The 17728-nt window shown below is 68.4% G+C and carries 12 protein-coding genes, 1 tRNA gene and 1 pseudogene; 3 read left to right on the top strand and 11 right to left on the bottom strand.

Annotation, left to right across the window (positions count from 1 at the left end):
- Position 1 precedes the first annotated feature (1 nt).
- The 6 genes from ACFYV1_RS10795 to ACFYV1_RS10770 all read right to left on the bottom strand — a co-directional run bounded on the left by ACFYV1_RS10795 (position 2) and on the right by ACFYV1_RS10770 (position 6660).
- Positions 2-769 (bottom strand): ABC transporter ATP-binding protein, encoded by a 768-nt coding sequence (locus ACFYV1_RS10795; RefSeq protein WP_389395083.1) that lies wholly within the window; start codon positions 767-769, stop codon positions 2-4.
- Entirely contained in the window at positions 766-1902 is a 1137-nt protein-coding gene (locus ACFYV1_RS10790; RefSeq protein ID WP_389395082.1) for an ABC transporter ATP-binding protein, read from the bottom strand. The genes ACFYV1_RS10795 and ACFYV1_RS10790 overlap by 4 nt, the downstream gene beginning before the upstream one ends.
- Positions 1899-3257, bottom strand: coding sequence for a branched-chain amino acid ABC transporter permease (locus tag ACFYV1_RS10785; RefSeq protein ID WP_389395081.1), 1359 nt, complete (start codon positions 3255-3257; stop codon positions 1899-1901). Before ACFYV1_RS10785 ends, ACFYV1_RS10790 begins: the two co-directional genes overlap by 4 nt.
- Positions 3254-4177 carry a branched-chain amino acid ABC transporter permease gene (locus ACFYV1_RS10780; RefSeq protein ID WP_389395080.1) on the bottom strand — a complete coding sequence of 308 codons (924 nt, stop codon included), beginning with the start codon at positions 4175-4177 and terminating at the stop codon, positions 3254-3256. The genes ACFYV1_RS10785 and ACFYV1_RS10780 overlap by 4 nt, the downstream gene beginning before the upstream one ends.
- Before the next feature lie 135 nt (positions 4178-4312).
- Entirely contained in the window at positions 4313-5470 is a 1158-nt protein-coding gene (locus ACFYV1_RS10775; RefSeq protein WP_389395079.1) for a branched-chain amino acid ABC transporter substrate-binding protein, read from the bottom strand.
- Between the two features lie 533 nt (positions 5471-6003).
- Positions 6004-6660: an ANTAR domain-containing response regulator gene (locus ACFYV1_RS10770; protein WP_389395078.1), complete on the bottom strand. Its 657-nt coding sequence runs from the start codon at positions 6658-6660 to the stop codon at positions 6004-6006.
- A 96-nt stretch (positions 6661-6756) separates the two neighbouring features.
- Here ACFYV1_RS10770 and ACFYV1_RS10765 point away from each other — a divergent pair.
- Positions 6757-6831: transfer RNA gene (locus tag ACFYV1_RS10765), tRNA-Leu, on the top strand.
- A 109-nt stretch (positions 6832-6940) separates the two neighbouring features.
- Positions 6941-7506: pseudogene (locus ACFYV1_RS10760) on the top strand (transcriptional regulator).
- 10 nt (positions 7507-7516) lie between these two features.
- Here the strand turns inward: ACFYV1_RS10760 and pyk are convergent.
- The gene (gene pyk, locus ACFYV1_RS10755) at positions 7517-8944 is read right to left on the bottom strand and encodes a pyruvate kinase (protein ID WP_389395077.1); all 1428 of its coding nucleotides are present in this window, start codon (positions 8942-8944) and stop codon (positions 7517-7519) included.
- A gap of 134 nt (positions 8945-9078) precedes the next feature.
- Complete coding sequence (locus tag ACFYV1_RS10750; protein WP_389395286.1) at positions 9079-9834, bottom strand: SIMPL domain-containing protein; 756 nt, start codon at positions 9832-9834, stop codon at positions 9079-9081.
- A gap of 109 nt (positions 9835-9943) precedes the next feature.
- Here ACFYV1_RS10750 and ACFYV1_RS10745 point away from each other — a divergent pair, with 109 nt between their 5' ends.
- Entirely contained in the window at positions 9944-11755 is a 1812-nt protein-coding gene (locus tag ACFYV1_RS10745) for a bifunctional metallophosphatase/5'-nucleotidase (protein WP_389395076.1), read from the top strand.
- Positions 11756-11869: 114 nt separating this feature from the next.
- Here ACFYV1_RS10745 and ACFYV1_RS10740 read toward each other — a convergent pair whose 3' ends face one another.
- From ACFYV1_RS10740 to pepN, 3 genes are all read right to left on the bottom strand, one after another.
- A complete protein-coding gene (locus tag ACFYV1_RS10740) occupies positions 11870-13312 on the bottom strand; it encodes a lysine N(6)-hydroxylase/L-ornithine N(5)-oxygenase family protein (RefSeq protein WP_389395075.1) in 1443 nt (480 codons plus the stop codon).
- On the bottom strand, positions 13309-14679 hold the full coding sequence (locus ACFYV1_RS10735) for a pyridoxal phosphate-dependent decarboxylase family protein (RefSeq protein ID WP_389395074.1): 1371 nt from the start codon (positions 14677-14679) through the stop codon (positions 13309-13311). Before ACFYV1_RS10735 ends, ACFYV1_RS10740 begins: the two co-directional genes overlap by 4 nt.
- A gap of 313 nt (positions 14680-14992) precedes the next feature.
- Positions 14993-17488 carry an aminopeptidase N gene (pepN, locus tag ACFYV1_RS10730; RefSeq protein WP_389395073.1) on the bottom strand — a complete coding sequence of 832 codons (2496 nt, stop codon included), beginning with the start codon at positions 17486-17488 and terminating at the stop codon, positions 14993-14995.
- Positions 17489-17728 lie beyond the last annotated feature (240 nt).

Below are 17728 nucleotides of genomic sequence, written 5' to 3'. Positions count from 1 at the left end.
GTCAGGCCGCGCCCTCACCGAGGTACGCCTCCCGGATACGGGAATCCGCCAGCAGCTCCGCCGACGGACCCGACATCGCGACCGCACCGGTCTCCAGGACGTAGCCGCGGTTCGCCAGCGCCAGCGCCTGAGTGGCGTTCTGCTCCACCAGCAGCACCGTCGTGCCCTGCTTGTTGATCTCCTCCACGATCTCGAAGATCTGCTGCACGATCAGCGGCGCCAGACCCATCGACGGCTCGTCGAGCAGCAGCAGCTCCGGCTTGCCCATCAGGGCACGGCCGATCGCCAGCATCTGCTGCTCACCGCCCGACAGAGTGCCTGCGAGCTGGGTCCGCCGCTCCGCCAGACGCGGGAAGAGCGTGAACACCCGATCCATCTCGGCCGCATCGGCCGACTTGAAACGGTAGGCGCCCATCTCCAGGTTCTCCCGCACGGTCATCCGCGCGAAGACCCTGCGGCCCTCCGGCACATGGTTGATGCCGAACCGCACCAGCTCGTGCGACTTGATGCCGTCGATGCGCTCGTCGTGCAGCAGCACCTCGCCGTGGCGCGGCTGAAGCATGCCGGAGATCGTGCGCAGCGTCGTCGTCTTGCCCGCTCCGTTGCCGCCGAGCAGAGCGACGATCTCACCCTTGCGGACGGTCAGGTCGATGCCCTTGATCGCCTCGACGGCGCCGTAGAACACCCGGACACCCCGGAGTTCAAGGAGCGTCTGCTGCGCGCCGCCGGTACCGCCGGCGCCCTTCTCGAGTTCGGTCGTCGTGCTCACTTGCCGCTCTCCTCGTCCGACGCGGAACCGCCCGGCGCCGTCTCGTCCGACGAGTCGGCCTCGTCCGAAGACGGCCCCTCGTCCGAAGACACCTCGTCCGAACCGGACTCACCGTCGGAACCCGACCCGGCGTCCGAACCGGACTCACCGTCGGAACCCGACCCGGCGTCCGAACCGGACTCACCGTCCGAACCCGGCTCGTCCACCGGACCGCTCTGCTCGGCGATCACAGCCGCAGCCGGCTCCGCGGGCTCCTCCGAGACCTCCGACCCCTCCGACGCCTCCGACGTCTCGGTGGCCGACACGCCCAGGTACGCCTCGATGACCGCCGGGTGCTGCTGCACCTCGCTCGGCGTCCCCTCGGCGATCTTCTTGCCGAAGTTGAGGACCATCACCCGGTCCGCCACCGACATCACCAGACGCATGTCGTGCTCGATCAGCAGCACACTGACGCCCAGCTCCGTGTTGATGCGGCGGATCAGCTGCTCCAGCTCCAGCTTCTCCGTCGGGTTCGTACCCGCCGCCGGCTCGTCGAGCAGCAGCACCTGCGGATCGGTCGCCAGCGCCCTCGCGATCTCCAGACTGCGCTGGTCACCGTAGGACAGACTGCCCGCGATCTCGTTGAGCTTGCTCTCCAGGCCAACGAACTTCAGCAGCCGGTGCGCCCGCTCGTCGCTCTCCCGCTCCGCCTTCCGGGCATTCGGAAGACCAAGCATGATCGACACCGGACCGGCCTTCAGCCGGGTCTCCGCCGCGATCTTCACGTTCTCCAGCGCCGTCAGCGCCGCGAACAGCCGGATGTTCTGGAACGTACGCGCCAGACCCAACCGGTTGACGATGTGGGGCTTGCTGCCCAGCAGCTCCTTGTCGTCGCCGTCCCTCGGATGGAACGTGATCCGTCCCTCCTGCGGCTTGTACACACCCGTCAGCGAGTTGAACAGCGAGGTCTTACCCGCACCGTTCGGGCCGATCACGGCCAGCACCTCACCGCGGCGCATCCCCAGCTCGACACTGTCCAACGAGGTCAGACCGCCGAACCGCAGCGTCACACCGGAAGCCGAGAGGACATTGTCCGCATCCGCCCCGGAACCGCCGGCCACCGCGGCCTCGCCCTTTGTCACATCCGTCGTCATCGGACCGCACCTCCCGCCGGCTCCGTCATCGCATCGGCATCACCGACGCCTTCCTGCGCGAGTTTCAACTCCCGTTGACGTCTGCGCGATGGCCACACACCCTGCGGCCGGTAGATCATCATGACCACCAGCAGCGCACCCAGATACATGTAGCGGTCCGCCGGGTCCACATAGTCGCGGAGCACCTCCGGCAGCCACACCAGGATCGCCGCACCCAGCAGCACACCCGGGATGGAACCCATGCCACCGAAGATGACGTAGGCCAGCACCAGGATGGAGTTCAGGATGATGAAGTTCTCCGGGTTGAAGTACCCGACCTTGCTCGCGTAGAAGACACCGGCCACACCCGAGGTCGAGGCACCGATCGCGAACGCCATCAGCTTGAAACGGACCGTGTCGACACCGTTCGCCGCGGCAGCCACCTCGTCCTCGCGGATCGCCGTCCACGCACGGCCCACCCTGGAGTGCTCCAGCCGCGCGAAGAAGATGATCAGAACGACGATGATGGCGACCAGCAGATACCAGTACGGCATCTTCTCCAGCGTCCACTGGTATCCGAACGCCTCGAACTTCGGCACCTGCCGGGCACCGGCGGGACCACCAGTGACCCCGTCCGCGTTCTTCGCCACCAGATACACGATCTCGTGGAAGCCCAGCGTCACGATCGCCAGATAGTCGCCACGCAGCCGCAGCGTCGGCGCACCGAGCAGCACGCCCGCGATCAGACAGGTGATCACGGCCACCGGAATGATCAGGAAGTTGTTCAGGACGATCGGCGGCTCCACCGGAAGACTGCCCGTCCAGAACGCCGCGCTGTACGCACCGACCGCGAAGAAGGCCACGAAGCCCAGGTCCAGCAGACCGGCCCAGCCGATCACCACGTTCAGACCGATGGCCAGAAGCGCGTAGACGGCGATCTGGTCGATCAGAACCGTCTGCCAGTAACCCGTCAGCTGACCCGGGACGAACAGCACAACCAGCAGCAGCGCGATCATCAGCGCCCACTTGACCTTCGGCTGGGTACGCACCGCGTCCCGCGCCTGGAGCAGCGGAGCCCACTGCGTCACCGACCTGGCGCCCCCGGCCGCCTTCGACACATGCTGGGAGCCGAACTCCCGCACAAGCCAGATGACCACGGCCAGAGCGAGGCAGATCCAGAGGTTCACCCCGGTGAAGCTGGTCCTCACGGAGTAGAACAGATCACGGGTGTTGCCCTGCTCGCCCACCATCAGCGTGACGACCAGTCCCAACGCCAGCAAGGCGCCCAGCCGCTGGAAACGCGGCTGCTGGTACCACGCGGTCCGGCGCAGCTTCGCCGCCGCGGACGGCGACTTCACAGAAGTACTCGTGCTCATGCCGTCCTCCCCACACGCTCACCGAGGATGCCGGTCGGCCGGAACATGAGCACCGCGATCAGCACGACGAACGCGCCGACGTGACGCCACTCGCCACCGAACATCGGCACCGTCAGGGTCTCCACGATGCCGAGCATCAGACCGCCGAGCATGGCTCCACGTATGTTGCCGATGCCGCCGACGACCGCCGCGGCGAACGCCGTGATCCCCGGAATGAAGCCCATGTCGAACTTGACCTGCGTGAACGTGCCGTACAGGAAGCCCGCGGCACCGCCGAGCAGACCACCGATGACGAACGTACGCGAGACGACCTTGTCGATGTCCACGCCCATCAGGCCGGCGACCTCGGCATCCTGCGACACCGCGCGGATACCCGAACCGAGCTTGGTGCGGTTCACCACCATGTCGAGACCGACCATCATGACCACGGCCGACGCGAGCAGCAGCAGCTGCGTCACATTCAGATCGGCGCCGAAGACCGAGAGAACCTTCTTGTTCTCGTACGCCGCGGGCATCGGCAGCGGATCACGGCCGAAGAGCTTGCCGGCGAGGTTGTACAGGAAGAAAGAGGCACCGATCGCGGTGATCAGGAAGATGAGCCGTGGGGCACCTCTACGGCGCAGCGGCCGATAGGCCACCTTCTCCAGGCCGTACGCGGTGAGAGCACCGAAGGCCGCGCCGGCACCGAGGCCGAGCAGCACATATCCGACCGAGGCGAGACCCGAGGGAGCATCCCCCGGCGCCACAACGGTGAGAGCGATGAGACCGCCGTAGGCACCCAGCATGAACACCTCGCTGTGCGCGAAGTTGATCAGCTGGAGGACGCCGTAGACGAGGGTGTAACCGATGGCGATGACGGCATAGATGGAGCCGAGCACCACCCCTAGGACCAGATAGTCCCAGAATTCAACAAGGGACATCGAACGTACTTCCTTGTGGGAGCTGAGCGGGCGGACCTGAGGTGCGATCGGCACACGACTGGGGCCCGCGCCATGTGCGCGAGAACGGCGTCGGACCGCGCCCTACGGAGACTGGGCGCGGCCCGCACCGGGAGATCAGCTGCCGGCCAGCTCGTTGATGGAGCCCTGGTACTCGATCTTGCCGCTCTTGACCTGGTACAGGTAGATGTTCGAGGTCTTGAGCTCGCCCTTGTCGTCGAAGGAGAACTCCTTCGTCAGACCCTTGTACGAACCCTTCGCCAGCGCGTCATAGACGCTCGCACGGTCCGCCTTGTCACCCAGCTTCTTCAGCTCCTGGATGACGTAGTTCGTCAGGTCGTACGCCTCGGCCGAGTACGTACCCGGGTCGACGTTGAACTTCTTCTTGTAGTCCGCGGTGAACTGCTTCGTGCTCGCCTCGACCGTGGCGTCCGTGCACGGGCAGGTCAGGAACCAGTTCTCCGACGCCTTACCGGCCAGCTCGACGAACTTCATGTCGTTCGTGCCGTCACCGGAGATCGCGGCACCCTTGTAACCGGCCTCGGCCAGCTTCTTCGCGAACGGAGCCGCGTCCTGGTAGTAGCCCGCGTAGATCAGCGCGTCGGCCTTGGAGTTCACGACCTCCTTCGCCGCGGCACTGTAGTCCGGGGTCTTCGCCGGGACGGACGCCTTGACGACCTCGATACCGGCCGCCGCCAGCTTCTCGTTGGCCACCTTGGCCAGGCCCACGCCGTAGTCCGACTTGTCGTCGACCAGGTAGACCTTCTTGGCCTTCAGCTTCTTCGCGTAGTAGTCCGCCATGCCGGCGCCCTGCGCGTTGTCATTCGGCACACCACGCAGGAACGTCTTGAAGCCCTGCTCGGTCAGACTCGGGTTGGTCGCCGACGGAGAGATGGCCGTCAGACCCGCGTCACCCAGCAGCGGAGCCGCCGAGTTCGTGGGACCGGAGAACGCCGGGCCCACCAGCGCGACGACATCCGGGTCGTCGATCGCCTTCTGCGCCGCCGCCGTCGCCTTCTCGGGCAGACCCTGGTCGTCGACCGGGACGTACTCGAGCTCGACCGGCAGGTCGCCCTTCGCGTTGGCCTGCTCGATCGCGAGCTGGATGCCGCGCTCCATGTTCTGGCCCAGCGCCACGTTGTCACCGGAAAGCGGGCCCTGGAAGGCAATTTTCAGCGTGTCGCCGCCGCTGCCGGAGTCATTCGCGCAGCCCGTGAGCGCAAGAGCGCCCACTGCCAGCGGTACGGCAAGCCTGACGATGTTCTTGTTCAGCACTACGAACCCCTTGGAGCCGCCCGAACGATCTTGTCTGCGGAGGAAGTTGACTTACCTCCGCAGGACACCGCCAATCGGTGCGGTGTGCGGGGAATGTAATCGCGCGTTCGGGCACACGCATAGGTGACCGAGGGATGTGTGATCGCCCTGTGACCTGAGTCATGCGCCGGAAACAGAACACTCCTTACCGGCGACCGGACATCTCAGCAGTGATCCAGAACTTCCCGACATACCCCTGCGCGACCTTCGCGACCGCTCCCCCACGCCCGCCGACAGGGCCGTGAACTGGGAATCTGCCGCCGGCATCACCCACTGGAACTGGCCGGAACATGCCCCTTGCCCACCCGGTCCACACATCCCGAACGACTCCGTCGTCTCACCGGACAGCCTCCTCCTGCCGGGACGCGCCACCGTAGCGCGCAACCGCCCCGGGCACCGCGGAATCGAAAAGCTCCTTCACAACATCCCCAGGAACACCACAGGGCCCCCGGGTCACCCATGTGACCGGAGGCCCTGCCCGATTCCACTCGCCGCTACTGCCCCTTCGCGGCCTTCTTCTCCTCGGCGTCCTCGATGACCGCCTCCGCGACCTGCTGCATCGACAGCCGCCGGTCCATCGACGTCTTCTGGATCCAACGGAACGCCGCCGGCTCCGTCAGCCCGTACTGCGTCTGCAGGATGCTCTTGGCCCGGTCCACCAGCTTGCGCGTCTCCAGCCGCTGCGAAAGATCAGCGACCTCCTGCTCCAGCGCCTTCAGCTCCGTGAACCGTGACACCGCCATCTCGATCGCCGGCACGACATCGCTCTTGCTGAACGGCTTCACCAGATACGCCATGGCTCCCGCGTCCCGTGCGCGCTCGACCAGATCGCGCTGGGAGAACGCCGTGAGCATCAGGACCGGCGCGATGGACTCCTCGGCGATCTTCTCCGCCGCGGAGATCCCGTCGAGGACGGGCATCTTCACGTCCAGGATCACGAGGTCCGGCCGGTGCTCCCGCGCCAGCTCGACCGCCCGCTGACCGTCACCGGCCTCGCCGACGACGGCGTACCCCTCTTCCTCGAGCATCTCTTTGAGGTCGAGCCTGATGAGGGCCTCGTCCTCGGCGATGACGACACGCGTGGTCATCGGCGGGACATGGGACTTGTCGTCGTCTTCAGGCATGGGCTGGGGCGACTCGGGGGCGGTCACGGGGCTCCTTGTTCCAATGCGGGGTGCTCACCCAGAGCCTACCCAGCTGCGGTAAGGTGGTGCGCAGCCGATCAAGGACAACCTTCGATTCAGCAAGCCCCGGTAGCCCAATTGGCAGCAGGCAATGGATTCAAAACCCATACAGTGTCGGTTCGAGTCCGACCCGGGGCACTTCTCCTTGGATTCCAAGGTTATCGTTCGCATTACGCGCCTCACGTGATCGAGTGATTACGCCGCAGTTCCAAGCCTCGCGGTTTCCACCCGCGCCGTGGTCGACAGCGTGTACGACCTGGAAACGCGAAAGCGCGTGCTGACACTGGTCGCCCAGGGGCGCAGCCTGAACTCCGTGAGCCGCGAAACCGGTGTGTCCCGTGTGGCGATACGCGCCTGGCACTCTCGGCTCGAACCACTCGGAGAGACCGCCCCGTGCCCCCGCTGTGAAGACGTGCCCCGCCGTCCGGAGAACGCGGCGGCCTACAGCCCTGTCTGTTCCCCCAGCACGGCGCCGGGAGAAAGCACGCGCGAAAGATCGCACTTGAACCGTGGCAGCAGGAGATCGTGGAGGCCCACCCGTGGGAATTCATCCGCGGGCTCATCCACTCCGACGGCTGCCGGATCACGAATTGGACCACCCGGCTCGTCAGCGGCGTGACAAAGCGATACGAGTACCCCCGCTGCTTCTTCACCAATGTGTCCCTCGACATCACCGGCCTGTTCACCGATGCACTCGACCTGGTCGGTGTCGAGTGGAAATCCATCAGGCGCCCACGCGGTGGAGTCGACGTCTCCGTCGCCCCGCGCGCGTCCGTGGCGCTCATGGACGCGCACGTCGGGCCGAAGTACTGAATACCCCCCGCTACTTGAGGCTCTCGCCGATGTGGTGGACGTGGACCAGGTTGGTGGAGCCGGGGACGCCCGGCGGGGAGCCGGCCGTGATGACCACGATGTCGCCCTTCTCGCAGCGGCCGATGCGCAGCAGTTCCTCGTCGACCTGGGCCACCATGGCGTCCGTCGACTCGACGTGCGGGCCGAGGAAGGTTTCCACGCCCCAGGTGAGGTTGAGCTGGGAGCGGGTGGCAGGGTCGGGAGTGAAGGCGAGGAGCGGGATCGGGGAGCGGTAGCGGGAGAGGCGTTTGACGGTGTCGCCGGACTGGGTGAAGGCGACGAGGAACTTGGCGCCGAGGAAGTCGCCGATCTCGGCGGCGGCGCGGGCGACCGCGCCGCCCTGGGTGCGGGGCTTGTTGCGTTCGGTCAGGGGCGGGAGGCCCTTGGCGAGGACGTCCTGTTCCGCGGCGGTGACGATGCGGGCCATGGTGCGGACGGTTTCGACGGGGTATTTTCCGACGCTGGTCTCGCCGGAGAGCATCACCGCGTCGGTCCCGTCGATGACGGCGTTGGCGACGTCGGAGGCCTCTGCTCGGGTGGGGCGGGAGTTGTCGATCATCGAGTCGAGCATCTGAGTGGCGACGATGACCGGCTTGGCGTTGCGCTTGGCGAGTTTGACGGCGCGCTTCTGGACGAGGGGGACCTGTTCGAGGGGCATTTCGACGCCGAGGTCGCCGCGGGCGACCATGATTCCGTCGAAGGCGGCGACGATGTCGTCGATGTTGTCGACGGCTTGGGGTTTCTCGACCTTGGCGATGACGGGGAGGCGCCGGCCCTCTTCGTCCATGACGCGGTGGACGTCGTCGATGTCGCGGCCGCTTCGGACGAAGGAGAGGGCGATGATGTCGGCGCCGATGCCGAGGGCCCAGCGGAGGTCTTCGATGTCCTTTTCCGAGAGGGCGGGGACGGAGACCGCGACGCCGGGGAGGTTGAGTCCCTTGTGGTCGGAGATCATGCCGCCTTCGACGACGGTGGTGTGGACGCGGGGGCCGTCGATGGCGGTGACTTCGAGGGCGACCTTGCCGTCGTCGACGAGGATGCGCTCGCCCCGGGTGACGTCGGCTGCCAGTCCCTGGTAGGTGGTTCCGCAGGTGTGGCGGTCGCCTTCGGTGTCCTCGGTGGTGATGGTGAAGGTGTCGCCGCGTTCAAGGAGTACGGGTCCTTCGCGGAAGCGGCCGAGGCGAATCTTCGGACCTTGAAGGTCGGCGAGGACGCCGACGCTGCGGCCGGTTTCGTCGGATGCCTTCCGTACGTGCTGGTAACGCTCCTCGTGGTCGGCGTAGGTGCCGTGGCTGAGGTTGAAGCGGGCGATGTCCATTCCGGCTTCGACGAGTGCCTTGATCTGGTCGTATGTGTCGGTGGCGGGGCCCAGGGTGCAGACGATTTTCGCTCGGCGCATGTTTCGACCCTACGGCTTACCGACCGGTAGAGAATTGGGGGTGCGTGACTACCCAACAACCTTTGCATGAAGGGTTATTGACAAGTGTTGAATTGTGCGCCGCAGCGCTCCGATGAGCACGGGGAGCGCCTTTCTCACAGTTGGGGCGGGGTCATGGTGAAGCGTGCGTTGACCTGGGCGTAGACCGTCTGCCTTTGGGGTTCGAGGTCGAGGGCGGGGGCGGTCTCCGTCGCGGCGGCTCCGCCGAAGCCGCGCATGGCGCCGGGTGCGGGCGGCATTCCGTAGGGGGGCGGGGGTGCTTCTGCTCCGATGTCGGCGAGTTCGACGAGGGCGGAGAGCCGGCCGCCGATGGCTTCGGCGTATTCGCGGGCGCGTTGGACGGCTTCCCGTACTGCTTGGCGGCGGGTTTCGCCGTGGGCGGGTGAGGTGGGACGCAGGGACCACCAGGGGCCGGTGACCTGGGTGAGTTCGAGGTCGGCGAGGCGGGTGGTGAGTTCGCCGAGGCTGGTGAAGTCGTTGAGGGTGGCGGTGATGCGGACCCGGCCGTGGTAGGCGTGGATGCGTTCGGTGCGGCCGTGCTGGGTGAGTTGCGGGGTTACGGAGAAGGCGCCGGTTTCGAGTTTTTCGACTGCGTCGCCGTAGGACTTGATGAGGTCGAGGGCGGCGGAGTTGCGGCGGGTGAGGTCCTCGAGTGCGGTGCGGCGGTCCTTGCCGCGGGTGCTGATGTCGATGCTGATCCGGGCGATCTCGGGGTCGAATTCCATGCGTGCTTCGCCTCGTACGGCGACGCGTGGTTGTTCGGGGGTGGCGAAGGGCTGGGCGGGGGCGGTGAGTGGGGGTGTCGTCACGTGCGGCTCCTTGGTGGGGTGGGCTGGGTCCCACTGTCGCATCCGGGTCCGACAGCGGGTGGTCACCGGATCGAAACCCCGCAGGGGTGTTGCGGGAGTGGCTTCTGAGCCAGAATCTACGCGCGTTGTGCACTTGATCGAGGGAGACGAAATGCCGCTGAACCGTAGAACGTTCCTGGAGCGGTCGGCCGCCGCCGGGGCGGGTGTCGCTGTCGCGGGCGCCGCTGCCGCGCCCGCGGTGGCCGCTGATCACAGCGAGGGCCGCGGTCACGGCCGTCCGGGGAAGCGGTACTCGTTCACCGTTCTGGGAACGACCGATCTGCACGGGAATGTCTTCAACTGGGACTATTTCACGGACAAGGAGTTCGACGACAAGGCGCACAACGATGTGGGCCTGGCGAAGATCTCGACCCTGGTGAACCAGGTCCGTGAGGAGAAGGGCCGGCGCAACACGCTTCTGATCGACGCCGGTGACACGATCCAGGGCACCCAGTTGTCGTACTACTACGCCAAGGTCGACCCGATCACGGCTGAGCACGGTCCGGTGCACCCGATGGCCCAGGCGATGAACGCGATCGGGTACGACGCGGTGGCGCTCGGCAACCACGAGTTCAACTACGGCATTCCGGTGCTGCGCAAGTTCGAGGAGCAGTGCGACTTCCCGCTGCTGGGTGCGAACGCGCTGGACGCGAAGACGCTGCGGCCGGCGTTCGCGCCGTACAGCATGCACCGGTTGCGCACGCCGCACGGACGTGATGTGAGGGTCGCGGTCCTGGGTCTGACGAATCCGGGTATCGCGATCTGGGACAAGCAGAACGTGAGCGGGAAGATGGTCTTCCCGGGGCTCGAGGAGCAGGCGGCGAAGTGGGTGCCGAGGCTGCGTTCGATGGGCGCCGATGTGGTGATCGTTTCTGCGCACTCCGGGTCGAGCGGTACGTCCTCGTACGGTGACCAGCTCCCCTACGTCGAGAACGCGGCCGGGCTGGTCGCGGAGCAGGTCCCGGGTATCGACGCGATCCTGGTCGGGCACGCGCACACGGAGATCCCCGAGTACTTCGTCACCAACAGGGAGACGGGTCAGCGGGTGGTGCTCTCCGAGCCGTTGAAGTGGGGCCAGCGGCTGACGCTGTTCGACTTCGATCTCGTGTGGGAGAAGGGACGCTGGACGGTCGAGAAGGTCGGAGCGAAGGTCCTCAACTCGAACACGGTCGACGAGGATCCGAGGATCACGGGGCTGCTGGGCGACGAGCACGAGAAGGTGGTCGCGTACGTCAATCAGGTCATCGGCACGTCGACCGTCGCGATGTCCACGGCGGACGCGCCGTGGAAGGACGAGCCGATCATCGACCTGATCAACGAGGTGCAGGCCGAGACGGTGAGGGCCGCGCTGGCGGGCGGCGAGTACGCGGGGCTGCCGGTGCTGTCGCAGGCGTCGTGCTTCTCCCGTTCGGCGGCGATCCCGGCCGGTGAGGTGACGATCAGGGACGCGGCGGGGCTCTACCCGTTCGAGAACACTCTCGAGGCCCGTCTGATGACGGGTGCGCAGCTGCGGGACTATCTGGAGTTCTCGGCCCGCTACTACGTGCAGACGCCGGGCGGGGGTCCCGTCGACACGTCGAAGCTGACGAACGCGGGTGGCACGCCGGACTACAACTACGACGCCGTGTCGGGGCTCACGTACGACATCGACATCGCGAAGCCGGCGGGGTCACGGATCGTGGACCTGTCGTTCGAGGGTGCTCCGGTCGATCCTGCCGCGCGGTTCGTGCTGGCGGTCAACAACTACCGGGCGAGTGGCGGCGGCAACTTCCCGCATGTGGCCGGGGCCCGGCAGTTGTGGGCGAACTCGGAGGAGATCCGGAACACGATCATCGCCTGGGTGCAGGCGCGGGGCACCGTGGATCCGGCTCGGTTCGCGTCGGTCGGCTGGAGGCTGACGCGGGACGGTGTGCCGGTGTTCTAGGCCGTCGGGTCGGCGGAGCGCCGGTCGGCACATCAGCGGTCGGCGGGGTGGCGGTCCGGTGGGGGCGGCGGTCCGTCGGTCCGTCGGTCCGTCGTCGGGGCGGCGGTTCGCCGGTCAGCACTGCAGAGGGACGAGTGGGGGCGCCTGGCCGGGAATGCCGGGCGCCTCGCGCCGTTCGAGGCCGAAGCTGGTGAAGGCGGTGCGGCGCGGCAGCGGGTAGGGCTCCTTGCCGGTGAGCGAGTTGAGGATGCACGCGCTGCGCCAGGCGGCGAGCCCGAGGTCGGGGGCGCCGACGCCGTGTGTGTGCCGTTCGGCGTTCTGCACGTACACGGATCCGGTGACGGCGGGGTCGAGTTTCAGGCGGAACTCCTCGTCGACGAGGGGGCGTCCGGCGCTGTCGCGGCGCATGTAGGGGTCGAGGCCGGTGAGCAGCGGGGCGAGGGGGCGTTCGCGGTAGCCGGTGGCGAGGACGACGGCGTCGGTGGTGAGCCGGGCGCGGGTGCCCTGCTGGACGTGCTCGAGGTGGAGTTCGACCTTGGTGGTGGCGACGCGGCCCGCGGTGCGCACGGTGACGCCGGGTGTGAGGACGGTGTCGGGCCAGCCGCCGTTCATGCTGCGGCGGTAGAGCTCGTCGTGGATGGCGGTGATGGTGTCGGCGTCGATGCCTTTGTGGAGTTGCCACTGACGGGGGACGAGGTCGCCGCGGACCTGTTCGGGCAGGGCGTGGAAGTAGCGGGTGTAGTCGGGGGTGAAGTGTTCGAGGCCGAGCTTGGAGTACTCCATGGGGGCGAAGGCTTCGGTGCGGGCCAGCCAGTGGAGTTTCTCCGCTCCGGCGGGGCGGGCGCGGAGCAGGTCGAGGAAGATCTCGGCGCCCGACTGTCCTGAGCCGATGACGGTGATGTGTTCGGCGGTGAGGAGCCGTTCGCGGTGGTCGAGGTAGTCGGCCGAGTGGATGACGGGCACGGCGGGTGCGTCGGCGAGGGGGCGGAGCGGTTCCGGGACGTGGGGCTCGGTGCCGACGCCGAGTGCGATGTTGCGGGTGTAGGCGCGGCCGAGGGCTTCTGCTTCGCCGTCGGTGTCGAGTTGGGTGTAGTCGACTTCGAACAGGTCGCGTTCGGCGTTCCAGCGGACGGTGTCGACCTGGTGGCCGAAGTTGAGTCCGGGGAGGTTGTCGGCGACCCAGCGGCAGTAGGCGTCGTATTCGGCGCGTTGGATGTGGAAGCGCTCCGCGAAGTAGAAGGGGTAGAGCCGGTCGCGGGCGCGGAGGTGGTTGAGGAAGGTCCAGGGGCTTGCGGGGTCGGCGAGGGTGACGAGGTCGGCGAGGAAGGGGACCTGGAGGGTGGCGCCTTCGATGAGGAGGCCGGGGTGCCACCGGAATGCGGGGCGCTGCTCGAAGAAGGTGGTGGCCAGTCCGCCGGGGACGCCGTGGGCGAGGGCGGCGAGGGACAGGTTGAACGGGCCGATGCCGATGCCCACGAGGTCGTGGGGCCGGTCGGGACGGTCGGGGTGCTGGTCGGGGTGCCGGTCGGGTTGCCGGTCGGGGGACGTGCCGGTCATCGGGGTGTGCTGCCTTCCACGAGTCGGGTCAGGGCTTCGAGGGTGTCCTGGGTGATGTGGGGGTTGAGCAGGGTCGCTTTGAGCCAGAGCCGGCCGTCGGCGTGGGCGCGGCCGAGGACGGCGCGGCCCTGGACGAGGAGGGTGCGCCGGATTGCGGCGGTCTCTTCGTCGGTGGCGTCGGTGGGCCTGAACAGGACGGTGGAGAGGGTGGGTCGTTCGTGGAGTTCGAGTCGGGGGTGTTTGTCGACGAGGTCGGCGAGGTCCTGTGCGGCGGCGCAGGTGCGGTCGACGAGGTCGGCGAGGCCGGTGCGGCCGAGCGCTCGGAGGGTGACGGCGATCTTGAGGATGTCGGGTCGGCGGGTGGTGCGGAGTGAGCGGCCGAGGAGGTCGGGGAACCCGGCGTCGGTGTCGTCTTCCGCGTTGAGGTAGTCGGCGGTGTGGGCGAGGGGCGCGAGGCGGGTGGTGGTGGGTACGGCGAGGAGTCCGGCGGCGACGGGCTGCCAGCCCAGCTTGTGCAGGTCGAGCGTCACGGAGTGGGCGCGGTCGAGGCCGGTGAGCAGGTGGCGGCGTTCGTCGCTGAAGAGGAGCGGGCCGCCGTAGGAGGCGTCGATGTGGAGTTCGGCGTGGTGGCGGTCGGCGATGTCGGCGATCGCGGGGAGCGGGTCGATCCGGCCGGTGTCGGTGGTTCCTGCGGTGGCCACGACGAGGAGCTGGTGGCCGTGGTGGGCGGCGAGGGCTTCGTCGAGGGCGGCCGGGTCGTGGACGGGGGCGGTGACCGGTTCGGGCAGGCCGAGGAGCCAGGCGGCGCGGCGTACGGAGTGGTGGGCGGTGTCGCCGCAGACGGTCCGGATCGGTCCGTGGCGTTCTCTGGCGAGGAGGAGTGCGAGTTGGTTGGACTCGGTGCCGCCGGTGGTGACGAGGGCGTCGGGGGCTGTGGCGTGGGGGTAGACCTCGGCGGCGAGTGCGCGGGTGACCAGGGTTTCCAGTTCGGAGGCGGCGGGCGCCTGGTCCCAGGAGTCCATGGACGGGTTGAGCGCGCCGGCGGCGAGGTCGGCGGCGACGGCGAGTGCGAGCGGCGGGGTGTGGAGGTGGGCCGCGCACAGGGGGTCGGCGGGGTCGGCGGCGCCGTGGGCGACGGCGTGGACGAGGGTGCGCAGGGCGGGGGCGGCGCCTTCGCCGTGTCGGGGCAGTACGTCGCCGGCGGCGTGCCGCAGGTGTGTGGCGACGGTTTCTGGCCCTCCGGCCGGTATGGGTCCGCCGCGGCTGTGCGCTCCTTTTCCGAGTGCGTCGAGGACGACGTCCAGGAGGGGGCGGAGGGCGTCGGGTCCGGCGGTTCCTCCCGCGAGGGGCGGGGTGTGCGGCGGCATGAGTCGGGTCCTTCGGCGAGGTGCGGGGGTGCCACTCAAAGGTGGCGAGGGGCCCGGTGGGGCGCCCGCAGATCTCAACGATCGGGACCCGAAAGGGGTATTGCTTCGTGGGAGGGGTGGGCGGGGTGGTGGTGGCTGGTATGGGCGGCCAAGGCTTCGCTGTGAGGGGCCGTACGCCTCTGCCTACGCCTCTGCCTCTGTCGCCGCCCGGTTCCGGGAGGCGACAGAGGCAGAGGTCGGGACAGAATCAGGGCCAGGAGCAGGGCCAGGAGCAGGGCCAGGAGCAGGGGTTCGGAGCAGGGGTTCGGAGCGGTCAGGAGCCTCGGACCCGTAGCGCCCTGCGGAGGTCGTCGACCTGGTCGGCCAGTTTGCGGCGCAGTGCGGGGAGCATGTCCTGTTCGGCGAGACAGGCCTCGCCGGCACGGAGTGCTTCCGGGTCGACGGCGTGCGCGGGGAAGGCGTAGCGGCCGCATGCGTCGGCGATGGCGGGACCGCGGCGTGCGGCGAGAGCGACCGCGTCGGGGTAGAAGCGCGGCACGTACTCGCGTACCAGGTCGGCCTGTTCGGGTTGCCAGAAGCCCTGCGCGGTTGCCGCGAACAGATAGTTGGACAGGTCGTCGCCGGTGAAGAGGCGGGCCCAGGCCGCTGCCTTGGCCTCGGGTGTGGGGAGGGCCGCGCGGCAGCGGGCCGCGCCTTCCTGGCCGGTGGCGCTCGGGTCGCGTTCGAGTTCCGATGCGATCGTCGCGTCGTCGGTCGCGCCGAGGACGGCGAGGCGCTGGAGGATGCGCCATCGCAGTTCGGGGTCGAGTTCGGGGCCGCCGGGCACGCTGCCCTCGGTGAGCCATTCCTGGATCGGCTCGGGTTGGGTGGCGGCGTCGATGTAGTGGCGTACGGCGGTCAGGCGCAGGCCGGGGTCGCTGCCGTCCTCGGTGCGGCGCAGCAGGTCGCGGCTGATGCGGGTCAGGCCGGCGAGCGCGCCGGGGCGGTGGTCGGCGGGCAGGTAGCAGTCGGCGATCTGGCCGGCGGCGAAGGCGAGGACGCCTTGGACGACGGCGAGGTCGTTCTCGCGCGGCAGATGGTCACGGGCGGCCTCGAGGTAGGCGAGGGGCGCGAGTTGGCCGTCTCGGACCATGTCGCGGGCGGTGTTCCACACGACGGCGCGGGTGAGGGCGTCGGGGATGCCGGACAGGGAGTCGAGGACGGTGGCCCAGGAGGTGGGGTCGAGCCGGACCTTGGCGTAGGTGGTGTCGCCGTCGTTGAGGACGAGAAGGGCCGGCCGGCGCCCCGGGTGGGTGCTCTTCGTCCCGGTTTCTTCGGGTACGTCGGTCTCGAAGCGGTCGCGGAGCACGAGGGTGCCGGGGTCGACGGGGTCGAGGTCGTACGCGCCGACGGCGATGCGGTGCGGGCGGCTGCCGTCGTGGTCGACGGTCAGTGTCCAGCCGCCTGCCGTGTCGGAGACGGTGGGCGTGAGGATGTCGACGCCGGTGGTGCGCAGCCATGACCGGGCCCAGGCGTGCACGTCGCGGTCGGTGGTGGCGGCGAGGGAGTCGATGAAGTCGGCGAGGGTGGCGTTGGCGAACTTGTGCCTGGCGAAGTGGGTGTTGATGCCGGCGAGGAAGTCCTTCTCCCCCAGCCAGGTGACGAGCTGGCGCAGGGCGGAGGCGCCCTTGGCGTAGGAGATGCCGTCGAAGTTGAGCAGCGCGGAGGCGGTGTCGGGGACGGCTTCCGGGTCGGGGGCGACGGGGTGGGTGGAGGGCCGCTGGTCGGCGTCGTAGCCCCAGGACTTGCGGGTGATCGCGAAGTCGGTCCAGGTGTCGGTGTAGCGGGTGGCCTCTGTGAGGGTCTGGTAGCCCATGTATTCGGCGAACGACTCGTTCAGCCAGATGTCGTCCCACCATGCGAGGGTGACGAGGTCACCGAACCACATGTGGGCCATTTCGTGTGCGATGACCATGGCACGGGTCTGGCGCTGGGTGTCGGTGACGGCGGACCGGTAGACGAAGTCGTCGCGGAAGGTGACGAGGCCCGGGTTCTCCATGGCCCCGGCGTTGAACTCGGGGACGAATGCCTGGTCGTAGGAGTCGAAGGGGTAGGGCTCCTCGAACTTCTCGTGGTAGCGGTCGTAGCACTGCCGGGTGATGTCGAGGAGTTCTTCGGCGTCGGTGTCGAGGTAGGGGGCGAGGGAGCGGCGGCAGTGGAGGCCGAAGGGCAGTCCGGCGTGTTCGGTGCGCACGGAGTGCCAGGGGCCGGCGGCGACGGCGACGAGGTAGGTGGAGAGCAGTGGGGTGGGGGCGCATGTCCAGCGGCCCTGGCCGTGGTGGGTGGCGATGCCGTTGCCGAGGACGGTCCAGTTCTCGGGTGCGGTGACGGTGAGCTCGAAGACGGCTTTCAGGTCGGGCTGGTCGAAGGCGGCGAAGACGCGCTGGACGTCGTTCATGAACAGCTGGGTGTAGACGTAGATCTCGCCGTCGCTGGGGTCGGTGAAGCGGTGCATGCCCTCGCCGGTGCGGGAGTACCGCATGCGGGCGTCGGTGCGCAGTTCGTGCTCGCCGGCGGTGAGGCCGGTGAGGGTGATCCGGTTGTCGGTGAGGCAGGCGGGGTCGAGGGGTTGTCCGTCGAGCGTGATGGAGCGCAGTTCGGCGGGCTTGATCTCGACGAAGGTGTCACCGGCCGCCTTCGCGGTGAAGTGGATGACGGTCCGGGAGTCGAAGTGCTCGTCGCCGGTGGTGAGATCGAGGTCGATCGTGTACCGGTGTACGTCGAGTTGCCGGGCTCGGGTCTGCGCTTCGTCGCGCGTCAGTACGGACATGGGCCCATGCTGCCTGATGGGCCCGCGTGTGCACACGGGGTGGTGGTTGCGCTGTCAGCGCACAGCGGCGCGCGCGGGGCGCGGTGCGCTGCCCGGCCGGGTCGTGCCCCGGTCCGGTGCGGCCGGGCGGCGCGTGTTCGTCACCGTGCGGCCGGGGGTGCGCGGCCGCGTCGCCGGCGTGCGCGGCCCGGGGTGCGCCGCAGTGCGACCGGTGGGTGTGCTGCCGCGCGGCCCGGCCGG

The organism is Streptomyces sp. NPDC003023 (genome assembly GCF_042888225.1).
GTDB lineage: Bacteria > Actinomycetota > Actinomycetes > Streptomycetales > Streptomycetaceae > Streptomyces.
Note: the sequence above shows the minus strand (reverse complement) of the source record. Positions and strands in the feature narration are given on the sequence as shown.